The sequence below is a fragment of the Epilithonimonas sp. UC225_85 genome (assembly GCF_042695135.1).
Classification (GTDB): domain Bacteria; phylum Bacteroidota; class Bacteroidia; order Flavobacteriales; family Weeksellaceae; genus Epilithonimonas.
Window position 1 is genome coordinate 913,459 of the sequence record NZ_CP170547.1, and the last position, 16,909, is coordinate 930,367.

Sequence of the window (16,909 nt, forward strand, 5' to 3'; positions counted from 1 at the left end):
TTCATTAAATTTTTCACTTAAATAATAATGTCTGAAATAAAAATATACGAAGCTGCTAATCAGAACAAAACCTTCATAAAAATTATTGGAGAAATGTTCAAAGACTTAGTCTCATCTGCAGGTTTGGCTCAAAGACTATTCATCCGCGATAAAAATGCAGAATACAGACAATCAATTTTTGGTATACTTTGGGCTTTGATAACACCGCTTGCAAATGCATTGATCTGGGTTTTTCTGAGCGCTTCAGGAGCTGTTAATGTTTCAGGAACAGGAATTCCTTATGCATTATATGTTTTTCTGGGCACGATGTTATGGAGTATTTTTAGCGAAAGCGTGAGTATGCCTTTAACTCAAACCAATGCTTCAAAAGCATTAATTTCGAAAATTAATTTTCCAAAAGAAGCCATCTTATTATCCGGTTTTTATAAAGTCATTTTTAACAGTGCAATAAAGTTTTTAATTATAATCGGAGTGCTTTTAATTTTTGGTTATTATCCTACGTTTCAATTTTTATTATTTATAGGAACATTAATACTTCTTATATTATTTGGAATTAGTTTAGGATTAATAATTACACCTATCGGGCTTCTTTACACGGATATTGGAAAATTGATCCCGGTGGTACTTCCCTTTCTGATGTATCTGACACCAGTAGTATATGTGAAAACAAAGGTTTCGACTTTGCAAAGTATTATAGATGCCAATCCGTTGACACCTCTTATCAATACGTGTAGAAATATGCTTACGCGTGGTAACATCGAAAATCCAACTTATCTGTTTACTATATTGATTGTTACAATTGTAATAATGTTTGTAGGATGGTTATTTTATAGAATTTCTATTCCTATTGTAGTAGAACGAATGTAATTATAAAAAAATGTCAGAAATTTTAATAAAAGCCGAATCGGTATCCAAGAAATTTTGTAAAGACCTGAAGCTGGGTCTGCTTTACGGGATGCAGGATTTAGGTAGCACTGTATTTGGAAGTGAAAAACCTAGAGAGCTCAGGAAAAAAGAATTTTGGGCAGTTGAAGATATTAACTTTGAAGTAAAACGTGGAGAATGCCTTGGGTTGCTTGGACACAATGGCGCAGGAAAAAGTACACTTTTAAAAGTATTGACAGGTCTTATTGCACCAGACAAAGGAAGGATAGAAATGCACGGTAGAGTCAACGCACTTATTGAACTTACCGCTGGTTTCAATCCGATTCTTACAGGTAGAGAAAATATCTTTAATAATGGAGCGGTATTAGGACTTTCGGATAAAGAAATAAAATCCAAATTTGATGAGATCGTAGCTTTTTCAGAATTAGAAGAGTTTATAGATACACCCGTTCAATATTACAGCTCCGGGATGAAAGTCCGTTTAGGATTTTCTGTTGCGGTACATACCGATCCGGATGTTTTGATTCTGGATGAAGTATTATCTGTTGGTGATGCAGGGTTCCGCGCAAAATCATTTAATAAAATGATGGAAATTATGCAGTCTGCAGCTGTTATTTTTGTAAGTCATTCTATGCCGCAGGTTGCCAGAACATGTGATCAGGTGATGTTTATGAGAAACGGAAAATCATTCTACTACGGAGATAATGTAAATAAAGGCATCGAAATGTATTTTGGAGAATTCAAAAATGAATTAGGGAAAATAGAACTCGATTCCGGAGCAGAAATCAACGATATTACTGTTAACTCCGAACGTGTAAAAGATGAGACAGATATTAAAATAGTTAATTACGGAGATCCGCTTAGCCTGGAATTTGATGTGAAATTAAAAGATACAAGCGTAAAAAACTATTACATCCAGATTCAATTTATAGATAAAGATCTGAAAATGGCTGCAATACATTATACACATCTTTTTAAAAGCGCTTTTTCTACACAGGAAAATAACCGTATAAAAATAATTTTTCCGGATTTGCAATTGGTAAACGGAGAATACGGAATCACCTATTTTGTTGTGGAAGATGATGGATCAGGAAAAGTTTCCGAAAATAAAATTTTATGTATTTACAGGAATTTTACAAAATTTATAGTCCGGGGATTAAATACGGCGACATACACTTCTTTTCACTTGAAAGGAGATGTTTTTCAGAACAATGTAAGATTAGAATAAAATTAGAAAAAATTAAATTTAAGATATGAACCATCCTAAAATAATAGCAGAAATAGGCTGTAATCACAAAGGTGATATGCAGATTGCTAAAGAACTGATTAAAACAGCCGCTTTATTCTGTAAAGCAGATGTTGCTAAGTTTCAGAAAAGAACCAATACAGAGCTTTTATCTGAAGCAGAATACAATACTCCTCACCCAAATCCCGCAAATTCTTATGGCGATACTTATGGTGCGCACAGAGAATTTTTAGAATTTGACGTAGATCAGCACAGACAGTTGAAAGCTTGGTGTGAAGAATTCGGGACAGAATATTCAACTTCTGTTTGGGATGTAACTTCTGCTAAAGAAATCACAGAGATCAATCCAAAATTAATCAAAGTACCTTCTGCCTGTAATCTTAACAAAGCGATGCTGGAATATCTTGCAGACAACTATGAAGGAGAAGTGCATTTGTCTTTCGGGATGACAACTCAGGACGAAGAGGAGCAAATCGTTTCTTTCTTCGAATCGAAACAAAGAGCAAAAGATCTTGTTTTGTACAGCTGTACTTCCGGCTATCCGGTTCCTTTTGAAGATATCTCTCTATTGGAAATCGTAAGAATCAGAAAACAGTTTGAAGGCAGAGTGAAATCAATTGGATTCTCTGGTCACCACTTAGGAATTGCTGTGGATGCAGCTGCGATTGCTTTGGGTGCAGAATGGGTAGAAAGACACTTTACTATCGACAGAACCTGGAAGGGAACAGATCACGCTGCATCATTGGAACCGGACGGAATGAGAAAGCTGGTAAGAGACTGTAACGCCGTTTACGAATCTTTGACTTACAAGAAAAGCGAAATTCTTGATATAGAAGATGTTCAAAGAAAGAAGCTGAAAAGCGGACAAATTAAGTGGTAGATAAACTCCATTTAGATAGAAATATAAAAATTGATATAACCAAGGGATTATTAATTACCTTGGTTGTGATTGGGCATCTGCTTTTGGGAAAGTTAAATGATAGTATAGTAAGATATATTATCTACTCATTTCATATGCCCATTTTTCTATTTATTTCCGGATACTTAGTAAATGTCCAAAAATTAGAAAAGGAGAGCTTACCGGGATTATTTAGAAAATATTTTTTCAGATTGATAGTTCCCTGGACAGTTGCAGTCATTATCTATTCATTAATAGAGTATAAGTACAATATACTAGGGAAGGGATTTTATATTTTGTATCATCCCTTTTATCATCTTTGGTATATTCCGGCATTTTTGAGTTATATTTTTTGCACTTATTTTCTTGTAAAGTTAAACATCAAAATAAAAACGATTGTACTGGCATTACTACCTTTAACAATTTTCCTGAATTTTATTTATATAAGTCCTGGCGTCAATAGCTACTTTGATTCAAATCTGATATCAAATATTTCAAATCTATTCAGGCCACAGTTTTATTTTTATTTTATTCTGGGAATTTTTTTTAAAAATAATCTTAAGATTATCAATAAATATAAGTTATTATATTTATTGATAATCCTGCTATTGTCCTTTTTTGTTAATATATTGATGTTTTATGCTCAGATCAATAATTTTAATAAATTAATATCAGTAGTTACTCTTATTATACAAAATAGTTTAATTGGGCTATTTGTAGTAAAATTTCTGAATACTGATTTATCATTATTAACAGATAAAAAGATAGGATTATTTATAAGCTGGCTTGGGAAAGAGTCTCTGGGGATTTATCTCTGGCACGTTTTGCCACTTTTATTGGCCAAATATCTTTTTATTAATTCACCACAGAATTATTATGTTTTAAGTGTTATATTGATCATGATGTTACTAGGAGTTATATATTTGATGGATAAGAGTAAATTTTTCAAACAGTTTTTTTTAGGAAAAATATAGATGAGTAAAACAATCGCATTCATACCTGTTCGTGGAGGCAGTAAGTCCATACCTCTGAAAAATATCAAAGAATTCTGCGGAAAACCTTTGGTATATTGGAATATCAAAGCCCTGGAGGACACGCCATCCATTGATAAAATCATTATCGCTACAGACTCGGTAGAGATAGAAGATGCTGTCAAAAGTTTCGGATTCAAAAAGACAGAGATCTATAAAAGATCTGTTGAAAACTCTCAGGATACATCAAGCACAGAAAGCGTGATGCTGGAATATCTGAACCAGTCTGGATCAGACAATGATGATGTTTTCCTTTTGGTACAGGCAACATCGCCGCTTACCCAAACCAAAGATTTTTCTTCCGCTTTGGAGGTATATAACAATTCGGATTATGACTCTTTGTTGACTGGTGTCAGATTCAAAAGATTCTTTTGGAATGAAGATGGGACATCAAAGAATTACGATTATCAAAACCGCCCCAGACGCCAGGATTTTCAAGGAGAATTCTTGGAGAACGGCGCATTTTACATCAATAAAATCGGGAATGTTTTAAAGTATAAAAATAGACTAAGTGGAAAAATTGGTCTATTTGAAATGGAAGAATTCACATCTTTTGAGATCGATGAACCGGATGATTGGGTGATCGCAGAGCAATTGATGAAAAGACATATTTTGCAGCCGCAAAAGCCAGAAACTAAGATCAAACTATTCCTGACAGATGTGGATGGTGTTTTGACAGATGCAGGAATGTATTATTCCGAGAATGGTGACGAGCTGAAGAAATTCAATACGCACGACGGGATGGGATTTGATATCCTTCGCCAAAACAATATCAAAACCGGAATCGTCACTTCTGAAGTGACTCAGATCGTAGAAAGAAGAGCCAAAAAACTGAAAGTCGATTATCTCTATCAAGGTAAAAGAGAAGGCGGGAAATTAGAAGCTGCTCTGGAAATCTGTGCAAAAGAAGGGATTTCTATAAAAGAAGTCGCTTATATCGGAGATGATATCAACTGTTTCAATCTGCTTTCGGAAGTTGGTTTTGCTGCTTGTCCGCAAGATGCATTAGATAAAATAAAATCGATCACCAATATTCAGATTATGACTTTGAAAGGTGGTGAAGGCTGTGTGAGAGAGTTTATTGAGAAAATCATTAGCAGATAATCATAATGCCAAAAGAAAAAATCATATTCGGCTCCAGGAAAGATTATATTTCTGTCCTGATAGATCTTTTTCATGGTGTCAAAAACAAGTTAAAACCATTGGATGGCATTGTCAATCCCTGGTTTTTGATAAGAATCCAGACTGGTTATTTTTTCCATTTGATATACAGCGGTAAACTTCAGGTTGAGAATGAAAAAACAGTTCTCTGTCCTCCAAAAAAAACGAAAACTTCTTTCATTCAAAAGTTGAAAAATGGGGTAAAACAATTGTTATTAGCCCTAAAAATAAACCAGCAACACAAGCTGCTGAAAAATAAGCTGAAGGACCAGACATTATATTTAGGTTATCAATACCACAATATTAAAGAAGGCAAATACAATATTTATCTCCATCCTTTTTATGAAGAAGAGACAAAAAAAGGAGAGATTCTTTATCTTGATCTTGTCAATAATAATTCGGAATTACAATCCTATTTACAACTTTTACTGAAGTATTATTCTTTAAAGTTTAAAGATAAATTTCATAGTCTGGCTTATGAAAATACAAGCTTGATCAACAATTTTTTAAGCAAAGAAAAAGGAATTGAAATTAATAAGCTTAATAGTAATAACTTTTCAACACTCGGTTCATATCTGATAAAATTAAAGACTTATGAACAATTTCTGAAAACTATAAATCCCTCGAAGTTGTTTTACTATTGTTATTATGATTCTGACACCAATGCAATGTCCTTTGCGGCAAATGAACTTAAAATTCCAACAGTAGAGTATCAGCATAGTAATATCACCGATACGCATTTTGCTTATGCAAAATGGGAAATCCCGGGAACGCTTAAGATGCATTTCCCACAAACATTTTATGTATGGGCAGACACTGATAAAGACTTAATAATTAATAATTTTTCTGACGAAGAATATAGCCCTGAAGTTGAAGTTGTAGGGAACAAGTATTTACAAAAATCAATAGAAAAGTCTTTAGATAAAAATGTAGGAATTGACAAAAATGTTCTGATCTCTTTGCAGGGACAATGGATCCCGGAATTTTTAGAAGATTTTATTTATAAAGATAAGGATCGCAAATGGTATTTCCGATTACACCCAAGATATCCGCAGGATAATATACAGCTACAAAATTTTGCATCAAAAAAGGGAAATAATGTCATAGTTGAGCACGCAAACACACTCGAACTATATGATCTTTTTGCTGAGATTTCTGTTCTGATGACCTCCTTTTCGGGAACGGCATTGGAAGCTGAGAAATTTGGAAAGAAAGTCATTATCTTTGGTGAAGAAGGATACAATTCTTATCAGAATAAAATTGAAAACGGAACCTACAGTTACATTGAAAAATTAGAAGATATAAATCAGACATTACTTCAAAATGAAAAAAGTATTGAAAAAAATCCTGAATAAATTAGGGTTTAATGTAAGTAAATCTTCACAAATTAAAACCAATATCATCGATTCCAAAGTTCCCAAACTTACGATAATTGATGACACTACAACTGTACAGTTTAGCGAGCTGTTTGGAGACATCAAAATTGGGAAAAGATCTCTTATCAACAAAACCCGACTGGACGGCAACGTTTCCGTTGGGAATAATACAACCATCAATGGTCCCGGAACAGAGATTTACAGCATAGAACATCCGATCACGATTGGCAATTTCTGTTCTATCGCAAGAGGAACAGCCATCCAGGAGCATAACCACGATATGCAGTCCATCACCACCTATTTTATAAAATACAGGATTTTTGGAGAAAAATATGGTATAGATGCCGTTTCAAAAGGCGGAATCACAATTGGGAATGATGTCTGGATTGGAACTCAGTCCGTGATTTTGACGGGTGTAACGATTGGTGACGGAGCAATCATTGCGGCTAATAGTGTCGTTACAAATGATGTTCCGGCTTATGCAATTGTTGGAGGAACACCGGCCAAGGTTCTTAAATTTAGATTTAAAGACGAGATTATTAAAGAGTTGTTAGAAATAAAATGGTGGAATTGGGATATAGATAAAATTAAAAGAAATAAGGATTTATTCTACGGAGATTTGACATTGGAAAAAATTAATAATATTCAGGATTAGATGGAACAAAAATTTAAAATATTAATTTTCGCCCACGACTCTACACTTTACGGCGCGACCAAATCTCTCCTGACCTTGCTGGACTATTGGAAAAAAAATCATCCAGAAGTAGAAGTTTTGGTTTTGCTTCCCTACAAAGGTATTTTGGAAGATCATTTTGCAACTTCCGGTATCAGTTATAAAGTCGTCGCCTTTCCAAGAACAGATTATCCATATAAAAACCAGTCCTTTTTATATATTTTAAAACTGAGACGCAATTATCTGAAGCAGGAAAAAGCTGCAATAGTCAATATTTCAAATATTATAAATGATTTCCAACCGGATGTTATTTATACCAATACATCGGTAGTTGGAATTGGTTATGAAATTTCAAAACTTTTCAAAATACCTTTTGTATGGCACATAAGAGAATTTGGATGGGCAGATTATCGTCTCAAATATCTACCTTCGGTAAGGTCACAATTCAAAAAAGTTAGAAATTCTAATACTATTTTTATATCCAAAATACTACAAGATCATTGGATAAAAAACAGTAAGAAAAAAGAATCGAAAGTGATCTACAACGGATTTGTGGAAGAAAGTGTAAATCACACAATGAAAGAAATTCCAAATGAACCAATCATTGGGATATTAGGGACAATAATGCCAGGTAAAGGCCAGCTCGAAGCCATACAAGCTGTAGAAATCCTTAATAAAAAAGGAATTAAAGCTACGTTGGAAATCTATGGGAAAGCCTCTGACAGAGTCTATGAAGCCCAACTGAAATCTTTATTGGAAAATAATAGGGATATAAACAGTTATATTAAGTTTTGTGGTTTTAATGAGAATCCGAAAGAAATTTATGATAGAATTTCAATACTACTCAACTGTTCCAGAAGTGAGGGTTTCGGTCGTACAATTATAGAAGCAATGCTGGAGAATGTTCCCGTGGTTGCCAATAATGCCGGAGCAATACCTGAGATTATCAAAGACAGTTATAACGGTCTTGTTTACGAACATACAAGCGAATCTTTGGCCAATAAATTAGAATTGTTAATTAATAATAAAATACTTTGGAAGAATATTACAGATAATGCGTTTATTTTTGCAAAAGATAATTACAGTATAAAAAACTATGCGGAATCTGTTCTTGATTTCCTGAAAAATAAAAAAAAATGAATAAAATTCTCCCGATAGCAATACATCTTCCGCAATTTCATCCATTCCCAAAAAATGATGAGTGGTGGGGAAGAGGTTTTACAGAATGGACCAATGTAACAAAGGCAAAACCTCTTTACAGCGGACATTATCAGCCACATTTGCCGGCAGACCTGGGTTTCTATGATCTGAGACTGGAAGAGGCAAGACTAGCCCAGGAAGCAATGGCAAAAGAATATGGCATCTATGGTTTCTGCTATTATCATTATTGGTTTCACGGTGAAAAGCTTATGAACGAACCGGTCGACAGAAAACTGAATAATCCGAAAGAAGATCTTCCGTTTATGCTTTGCTGGGCAAATGAAACCTGGAGCAGAAGATGGTTGGGAGAAGAAAAAGAAATTCTCATAGAACAAACTTATTCCCTGGAAGATCATAAAAATCACGCCATCTATCTACAGAAATTTTTTAAAGACGACAGGTATATAAAAGTAGATGGCAAACCCGTCTTTATGATATACAGACCTATACAGATCCCTGATCTGGATCAGGTAATTGATATTTACAGGTCTGTAGCTAAAGAAAATGGTTTTGAAGATATGTTTCTTGTTGCTTCTAATTCGCACGCAGGGTATGAAAATCTTTTGGAAAAAGGATTTGACGCTGTTATGAACTTCCAGCCGAAGTTAGGATCATTGGGGCAGGCTTTTAATGATAAAAACAGCATGACAAAACTGAAGAGAAATCTTGAGTTGGGAATTTTCAGTAATAAATTAAAAATTTACGACTATAAAAAAGCCAAGGAAAAGATGAACAGAACATATGAATATAATTATTTGCCATGTTCGTTTGTCAGCTGGGACAATAGTGCCAGAAGAGGAGAAAACGGAATTATAATCAAAGATAAGAATCCGGAAGTCTTTGCAGAGTTTTTGCAAAAAGACATAAAATATTTACTAGATCAAAAGAGAGAACCTGAGGAAAATTTCCTTTTTATAAATGCATGGAACGAATGGGCAGAGGGAAATTATCTAGAACCCGACGTAAAATATGGATTTGAGTTTTTGAATAAATTAAAAGAAGTATTAAATAAGATATAACTTTTATTAAATGACTAAGATTAGACCAATAGCAATACATCTGCCTCAGTTTCACCCTTTTCCCGAAAATGATAAATGGTGGGGAAAAGGCTTTACGGAATGGACAAATGTCACGAAAACACAACCTCTTTTTGAAGGTCATTATCAGCCGCATCTTCCTGCAGATCTGGGATTTTATGATCTTAGACTGGAAGAAGCGAGACTGGCACAGATCGCATTGGCAAAAGAATTCGGGATTTATGGTTTTTGTTATTATCATTACTGGTTTAATGGTAAAAGACTGATGAACGAACCCATTGACAGAATGCTGAAAAATCCAAAAGAGGATTTTCCTTTTATGCTGTGTTGGGCCAATGAAAACTGGTCCAGAGCCTGGGACGGAAATGATAAAGAGCTCCTGATAGACCAAAAATATAGTTCCGACGATGACAGAGATCACATCAAATTTTTATTACCAATTTTCAAAGATAGTAGGTATATAAAAATAGAGGGGAAGCCGGTTTTTGTAATTTATAAGTCGGATGAGTTGCCTTCTGCAAAAGAGACAATCAAAATCTGGAGAGAAGAAGCTGCAAAGGAAGGATTGGAACTCTATATTTGTAGAATGGACCGCTGGAATACAGCCAACGGACAGGAAGTTTTGGATCTGGGATTTGATGCTGCGATAGATTTTCAGCCATTGAGTCCGTCACTTGTAAAATTTAAAAATGCAAATAAAAAAAATAAACCGACGGGTTTTACATCCAAAGTTATTAATAAATTAAAAATAACATTCAGCAAACCAAAACCGGAATCTTCTCAACATATCATAGATTACAAAAATTATACAGAATTTGATATAAAAAACTTCCATCAGGATTATAAAATATTTCCCGGTTTTTCTCCTTCCTGGGACAATGCCGCACGAAGAAAACATAATGCTACAATATTTAAAAATGCCTCACCAGAATTATTCTATCACTGGATTGTAGAAAAACTGAAAAAATATAAAACCTATTCCACAGAAGAGAATTTTATTTTCATCAACGCCTGGAACGAGTGGGCAGAAGGTAATCATCTGGAACCCTGCCAGAAATGGGGTTTACAGTATTTGGAAGCACTTAAAAATGCTGTAAAAAAATCAGAATAATGAAGGTATTTGCAATCATAGTAATTTACAACGGGATGCGGAATAACTGGATTCAGAAATGTTTTGATTCGGTTATTAATTCCAGCATTCCTGTTCAGATCATTGCGATTGATAACGGATCCAATGATGGGAGCGTAGCGTTTATACAGAAAAATTATCCTCAGATAGAATTTATCATTTCCAAAGAAAATCTTGGATTCGGAAAGGCGAATAATATTGGGTTTGAAAAAGCACTGGAACTTGGTGGAAAGTATTTTTTTCTCCTTAATCAGGATGCAAGAGTTGATACAGATACGATAGAAAAATTGGTTCTGCAATCAGAAAAAAATCCGCAATATGCTGTCATAAGCCCAATCCATCTGAACGGAAAAGGAGACGCTTTGGATTATAATTTTTCTCATTACATCACTCCTAATTTCTGTAAAAATCTGTATTCGGACTTTGTAGTGCAAAAATTAAAGGATACAGTTTATGAATCTGATTTTATATGTGCAGCCGCTTGGCTGGTCACGAAAGAAAGTCTGAGAGTAATTGGCGGTTTCAGTCCTGTTTTTTATCATTACGGAGAAGATGATAATTATGTTAATAGATTGAAATTCAGTAAATTGAAAATAGGTGTCTATCCAAAAGTGTCCATATATCACGATAGAGAAGAGAGACAAGGCGGTGTTTTAAAAGATAAAGAATTTAACAGAACAAAATCAGTACTATTAAACAACTCTAACCCGTTAAAAAAACAGGATATTGCAAAAAAAATACAGACATTATCATTTAAAATAATTGTTAGAAAAATATTTTCACGCGGAACTATACTGGAAGATATGCAGTTGGAAAAAAAAGTTCTTATTAAATTTAAAGATCAAATTGAGGAAAATAATAAAATTTCTCTCTCAAATGACGAATATAAGTTTTTGAATATTAAACATTAATATTGAATGGAAAATGCAAAAGTAACAGTTTATATTCCGACAAAAAACAGATTGGTTTTAGTTAAAAAAGCAATCGATTCTGTAATGCAGCAGACCTATAACAATTGGGAATTGATTGTTGTAAATGATGCTTCCACAGATGAAACAAAAGATTATCTCGACAAGTTGTCAACAGAAAATCCAAAGATAAAAGCGATCCATCATCAGGAATCTTTAGGTGCTTGCGTTTCCAGAAACGACGCTATCTTTTCGGCAACCGGCGAATTTATTACCGGTCTGGATGACGATGATTATTTTGCTCCCAACAGACTGGCAAATTTTATCAAAGAATGGGATGATAACCTCATTGGATTGTGTACTGATAATATAAGTGTAATAGACAACGTTGAAGCAGAAAAAAACATACAGCCTGAAACTTATATAAAGCAAAAGGATCTGCTGTATTTCAATTTTATTAATAACCAGATTTTTACCAAAACCAAAAGTCTTCGGGATATAGGCGGTTTTGAACCAAGTTTAAAAGTCTGGCAAGATTACGAATGCTGGTACAGATTATTGTCAAAAGGCAAGGCTAAAAAATTGTCGGAACCAACTTATTACTTTGATGTGAGCGACAGAGTAGACAGGATATCGCTAGCCAGAAAGGAAAAAGCACTTGATTCTTACAACATCTTTATTAAAAATAATAGACTTTCCAAAACTGAAAGCGAAATTTTAAAAATCCCTCTTTTATATTATGGTTTTGGAAAAATAAATCTTTGGTTTATTTTCAAAATGCTTTTCCTAACAGGATTTGATCACAACTATTTTAATTTTCTTAATAAAGAAGTTATAAAGCCAATTTTAAAAAAGGCTACAAAAAAATAAACATTGTAGAATGTCGATAAAAAAAATAAATATAAAAACTATACCTTCTCCCAAGACAGTAATTTGGGGAGAGGGAAAAGAAAATAAAAAAGAAATTCCAAAAATAATCTGGTTTTTTTGGGATTCGCCTACTTATTCTCCGACAGTTGCGCTTTGTATCAATAGATTAAAAGAATTAAATCCCGGCTTCGAAATTAATATTATTGATTTTAAAACCATAAATAATTTCCTTCCCGATTTTAACAGAAACAACTTAAAAAATCTGCATATTGTTAATATAACGGATCTTATCCGTTTGGAACTGGTATATCGCTATGGTGGTATCTATCTTGATGCCAGTGTATTTTTAATAGATAATCTGGATTGGGTAATAGAGACACAGAAAAAAAACAGCTGCGATTTCATCGGTTTTTATACAGAACGGTATATGTCAAATGCTGATTTTCCAATGGTAGAAAGCTGGTTTTTTGCAGCTTCTCCGGAAAATAAATTTATGAAAGAATGGCTTCAGGAATATAAGAACATCATTTTCCATAAAACTCCGGATTATTTGTATGAAGATATTGATACAGATGTATATAGCAAATTACCTGATCCGGGATATCTCAAGATATATGTTTCTGCAGCTATTGTAATGAGAAAATCTTCTGATTATATTCTTAATCTTATTAAGTCAGAAGATGGCGCGCATTTCTATAATGTTAATTATCTTCATACAAAACCTTCTGTGATGCAGAATGTGATGCTTCTAAGCAAAATACCAGATAAGCTGCCTCAGTTAATAAAACTGACCAATGCTGGCAGATTAGCCTGCGATATGTATATAGAAAAAGGTTTGTATAAATTTGATTCGATTTTATTCAAATTAAGCAGAGAAGATTTTCCGAATAAACACTTGCTGAGGTTGAAAAGGCTGATGAGATTTTCTTTAAAATACTTATCGAAGAAAAAATAAATTATTTAATAAACAATAAACTGTGGTTTTGAAAATCCTCTCAATTATCATTACATATAATTCTGAAAAATGGATTGATAAAAATATCAGTTCTATTTTGCAGGACGGATTTGTGGGTGATATTCTGGTAATTGACAATGGTTCTAATGATAACACCTTGGATATTGTAAAAAATAATTTCCCGGGTGTAAGAATAATAAAATCCGGCGAGAATCTGGGTTTTGCAAAAGCAAATAATATCGGCTTCGAAATAGCAAAAAAAGAGTTGTATGATTACGCTTTTTTGATCAATCACGATGGCTGGCTACTCCCGGATTTCTGGAATAATGTCTTGCCGGTTTTACAGGATCCAAAGTATCAAAAATATGGATTGCTGTCTCCGGTTCATTTGGACTCAACTGAAAAGAATCTGGATTTTGGATTCAAAAAATATGCGGGAAAGGTTTTTAAAAAGAATTTTAATACAATCTTAGATGTAGATTTAATAAATGGTGCATTTCTGTTTATATCCCGGAAATGTCTGGAAGAAATAAAGGGTTTTGACCCTGTTTTTTTCTTTTACGGAGAAGATATAGATCTTTGTCTGCGTGCTAAAAATAAAGGGTTTAAAATAGGAATTATCAGAAATGCAAAAGTTGTTCACGACCGTCAGGAGAGGAAAATGACAAAGGAACGTTTACAGCTTCATTTGTTTGCAAATGCCGTTGTGCAGGTAAAATCAGATAAAAGTGATTTTCTGAAGAGTTTTGCAAAAGCCGTTTTTTCAAATGGTTCTTTTGCATTCAAAAGGAACAAATTGTTTGGTTACATTCCGGATTTGTATTTTAAAAATATATTAAAGCTGGCAAAGAATTTTCGCCTGATCAGGAACTCATATAACAATTATAAATAATCAATTGATCTGAAGATGATTAAAAAGTTACGAAGATTTTTTTGGCGGTTAATGGGCGTAAATTACGATCAGTTTTTAAGAAAAATAGATTATGTTTTGCTTAAGGATGATAAGTTTACCGAAAAAGGAACGGGCACTTATGACAACGGTGCAAAAGTTTGGCGCTGGTCAGATGAAAAACTGATTATTGGAAAATATTGTTCCATTGCAAACAACGTCAATTTCATTATGGATGATGGTTTCCACGGATTGTCACCAGTAACTTCGTACCCTTTTATTAATAATCTGACAACCGATTCCGAATTACTGAAAATCAAAGAATCACTTGTTCAGAAAAAAGGAATTGAAATTAAAAACGATGTCTGGATCGGGATGAATGCAGTTGTTTTACCAGGTGTAGAGATCGGAAACGGCGCAGTTGTGGCTGCAGGATCTGTCGTTACCAAAGATGTCCCGGCTTATGCCGTCGCAGCAGGAGTTCCAGCAAAAATTATAAAAATGAAATATTCTGATGAAGTCATAAAAAAGCTTTTGGATATAGCCTGGTGGAACTGGAGTGAGGAAGAAATAACTAAAAATAAGAAAGATTTTTATTTATCAGTAGATGATTTTTTAAATAAATATTAATGAGAATTTTATATTGTATTGCGTCTTTTTCAGCAAAGGGAGGCACCGAAAAAGTACTTTCCTCCAAAGCATCTTACTTTGCAGAAAACGGTCACGAAGTAACAATATTGATATCAGATCAGCACGATAAGGCATTGGCATATCCACTTTCTGATAAGATAAAAATAACGGACCTCAAGATTACCAGTCAATTAACGGGCAAGATCAAGTTTATTGGTTTTTTTCAGAATATTCTCACACTCAGGAAGATTTATGAGCAGGAGATCAAAAAAATAAATCCCGATGTTATTATTGTCCTGGAAAGAGGTTATGAAGATTTCATCATTCCATACATTCTCAAAGATATTCCAAAGATCAGAGAATACCATTTTTCCAGAAAAGCATCTGAGTTTTTAGAAAGCAAACTTGCTTCTGGTCAAAAATACAAGAAGAAAATTCTACGAAAATTCTACGAATATCATTACAAAAATTATGATAAGCTGGTTCTCCTGACAAAAAAGGATCAACAGAGCTGGAAGGATTTTTCGAATACGACCGTGATTCCCAACGTTGTAGAGTTTTCAGATCATCCTGTTTCCGAAACTATTCTGAACAGACCCAAAAATATCATTACTGTAGGAAGTATGGCAGATGACCGAAAAGGTTTTTCTGTACTGATTAATATCTGGAGCAAGCTAGAACAGAAGTTTCCGGAATGGACCCTGAACATCTATGGAGACGGACCTTACAGAAGAAATTATGAAAAATCCATCCGTGATTTAAGCCTGAAAAATTTGATTCTGCACGGTACAACCAATCAGATTACTGAAAAATACAGCGAGTCGCAGTTATTTGTAATGACATCCAATGGAGAAGGATTACCGATGGTGATCATTGAAGCATTATCTCAGGGTGTGCCTGTCATCGCCTATGATTGCTATTGCGGACCAAGTGATATTTTAGAAAAAGATAAAGGGGGTGTATTGATAGATTTCGGGAACGAAAGTCAATTCATACAACAACTGGAATTACTGATGAAAGATGAATCATTACGAGAGGTCAAAAGCAAAGAAGCCCACGAGGTTGCCAAAAACTACGCTTTGAAGGAGATTATGCCGAGATGGATTAACTTATTTAATGAAGTGAAAAAATGAAAGCGAGCATAATTATTACCACATACCATCGTCCTGTTTTTTTTAAAAAAGCAATTTTAAGCTGCATGAATCAAAAGACCAATTTTCCTTTTGAAGTTATTATAATTGATGATAACGGCGTGAATACAGGATTTCAAAAACAGACAGAAGCTATAATTCCGGAAAATAATCAGGTTGTATATCATCCGCTTGAGAAGAATTCGGGAGCCTGTATTGCAAGAAACAAAGGGGCAGAAATAGCATCGGGAGAATATCTTTTTTTTCTGGATGATGATGACGAGTTTTTACCAAACAAACTCGAGCATCAGGTCAACTTTTTGGAGTCAAATACAGAATACAACGGCTGTCTGGCTGCTTTCAAAAGAATCGATCAGCATGGGAAAGAAATCGTAGCAGACAGCAATTATCCTGTAGTCGGAGATTTCAAAAACTTTGTGCTGAGAGGCAATTTTTTCACCCCAATGCTTTGTGTCAGAAGGGGTTCGTTTCTGGAACTCGGTGGTTTTATTGATATTCCAAGATTTCAGGATCGTTTTTTTATGATCAATGCTTTGAAACAAGGCTATAAGTTTGCTGCATTGCAGGAACAGCTTCACATTATGTATGAGCATACCGAAGATAGAATTACATCAAAATCTGTTGATAAAACCAAAGCATCTATTTCGCAGATCAAAACCTGGATAAGCCAATATAAAAATGAGTTTTCTGACAAAGAATGGAACAGTTTCCTAATCAGCGACCTTAGAAAAATAGCGGTTACAAGTTATAACTCGACAGAAAAAAGCATAAGAATGTCGGGAGCGTCTTATTATTTCAAAATATTTTTGAAAACCAGAAATTTTTCAGATTTTACAATGATATTTAAAAGCTTAATTAAATAACAAATAC

17 protein-coding genes are annotated in these 16,909 nt (G+C 34.0%); all 17 read left to right on the top strand.

The window, feature by feature from the left end:
- The first annotated feature begins 27 nt into the window (after positions 1–27).
- The 17 genes from ACFJGY_RS04415 to ACFJGY_RS04495 are packed head-to-tail and all read left to right on the top strand — an operon-like array spanning position 28 to position 16,902.
- Positions 28–867, top strand: coding sequence for an ABC transporter permease (locus tag ACFJGY_RS04415; RefSeq protein ID WP_379968501.1), 840 nt, complete (start codon positions 28–30; stop codon positions 865–867).
- Between the two features lie 10 nt (positions 868–877).
- Positions 878–2,113, top strand: coding sequence for an ABC transporter ATP-binding protein (locus ACFJGY_RS04420; RefSeq protein ID WP_379968503.1), 1,236 nt, complete (start codon positions 878–880; stop codon positions 2,111–2,113).
- A 25-nt stretch (positions 2,114–2,138) separates the two neighbouring features.
- On the top strand, positions 2,139–3,011 hold the full coding sequence (locus tag ACFJGY_RS04425) for an N-acetylneuraminate synthase family protein (RefSeq protein ID WP_379968505.1): 873 nt from the start codon (positions 2,139–2,141) through the stop codon (positions 3,009–3,011).
- Complete coding sequence (locus tag ACFJGY_RS04430) at positions 3,005–4,003, top strand: acyltransferase family protein (RefSeq protein WP_379968507.1); 999 nt, start codon at positions 3,005–3,007, stop codon at positions 4,001–4,003. Before ACFJGY_RS04425 ends, ACFJGY_RS04430 begins: the two co-directional genes overlap by 7 nt.
- Positions 4,004–5,164: a cytidylyltransferase domain-containing protein gene (locus tag ACFJGY_RS04435; protein ID WP_379968509.1), complete on the top strand. Its 1,161-nt coding sequence runs from the start codon at positions 4,004–4,006 to the stop codon at positions 5,162–5,164.
- A gap of 5 nt (positions 5,165–5,169) precedes the next feature.
- Positions 5,170–6,576, top strand: coding sequence for a hypothetical protein (locus tag ACFJGY_RS04440; protein ID WP_379968511.1), 1,407 nt, complete (start codon positions 5,170–5,172; stop codon positions 6,574–6,576).
- Positions 6,545–7,252: a CatB-related O-acetyltransferase gene (locus ACFJGY_RS04445; RefSeq protein ID WP_379968513.1), complete on the top strand. Its 708-nt coding sequence runs from the start codon at positions 6,545–6,547 to the stop codon at positions 7,250–7,252. The genes ACFJGY_RS04440 and ACFJGY_RS04445 overlap by 32 nt, the downstream gene beginning before the upstream one ends.
- A complete protein-coding gene (locus tag ACFJGY_RS04450) occupies positions 7,253–8,410 on the top strand; it encodes a glycosyltransferase family 4 protein (RefSeq protein WP_379968515.1) in 1,158 nt (385 codons plus the stop codon).
- Positions 8,407–9,489, top strand: coding sequence for a glycoside hydrolase family 99-like domain-containing protein (locus tag ACFJGY_RS04455; protein WP_379968517.1), 1,083 nt, complete (start codon positions 8,407–8,409; stop codon positions 9,487–9,489). Before ACFJGY_RS04450 ends, ACFJGY_RS04455 begins: the two co-directional genes overlap by 4 nt.
- A gap of 10 nt (positions 9,490–9,499) precedes the next feature.
- On the top strand, positions 9,500–10,618 hold the full coding sequence (locus tag ACFJGY_RS04460) for a glycoside hydrolase family 99-like domain-containing protein (RefSeq protein WP_379968519.1): 1,119 nt from the start codon (positions 9,500–9,502) through the stop codon (positions 10,616–10,618).
- On the top strand, positions 10,618–11,547 hold the full coding sequence (locus ACFJGY_RS04465) for a glycosyltransferase family 2 protein (RefSeq protein ID WP_379968521.1): 930 nt from the start codon (positions 10,618–10,620) through the stop codon (positions 11,545–11,547). The genes ACFJGY_RS04460 and ACFJGY_RS04465 overlap by 1 nt, the downstream gene beginning before the upstream one ends.
- Before the next feature lie 6 nt (positions 11,548–11,553).
- Complete coding sequence (locus ACFJGY_RS04470) at positions 11,554–12,414, top strand: glycosyltransferase family 2 protein (RefSeq protein WP_379968523.1); 861 nt, start codon at positions 11,554–11,556, stop codon at positions 12,412–12,414.
- Between the two features lie 10 nt (positions 12,415–12,424).
- Entirely contained in the window at positions 12,425–13,369 is a 945-nt protein-coding gene (locus ACFJGY_RS04475) for a glycosyltransferase family 32 protein (protein ID WP_379968525.1), read from the top strand.
- A gap of 28 nt (positions 13,370–13,397) precedes the next feature.
- Positions 13,398–14,261 (top strand): glycosyltransferase family 2 protein, encoded by an 864-nt coding sequence (locus tag ACFJGY_RS04480; protein WP_379968527.1) that lies wholly within the window; start codon positions 13,398–13,400, stop codon positions 14,259–14,261.
- 15 nt (positions 14,262–14,276) lie between these two features.
- Positions 14,277–14,888: a CatB-related O-acetyltransferase gene (locus ACFJGY_RS04485; RefSeq protein ID WP_379968529.1), complete on the top strand. Its 612-nt coding sequence runs from the start codon at positions 14,277–14,279 to the stop codon at positions 14,886–14,888.
- Positions 14,888–16,021 (top strand): glycosyltransferase family 4 protein, encoded by a 1,134-nt coding sequence (locus tag ACFJGY_RS04490; protein WP_379968531.1) that lies wholly within the window; start codon positions 14,888–14,890, stop codon positions 16,019–16,021. The genes ACFJGY_RS04485 and ACFJGY_RS04490 overlap by 1 nt, the downstream gene beginning before the upstream one ends.
- Positions 16,018–16,902, top strand: coding sequence for a glycosyltransferase family 2 protein (locus ACFJGY_RS04495; RefSeq protein ID WP_379968533.1), 885 nt, complete (start codon positions 16,018–16,020; stop codon positions 16,900–16,902). The genes ACFJGY_RS04490 and ACFJGY_RS04495 overlap by 4 nt, the downstream gene beginning before the upstream one ends.
- Positions 16,903–16,909: the final 7 nt, after the last annotated feature.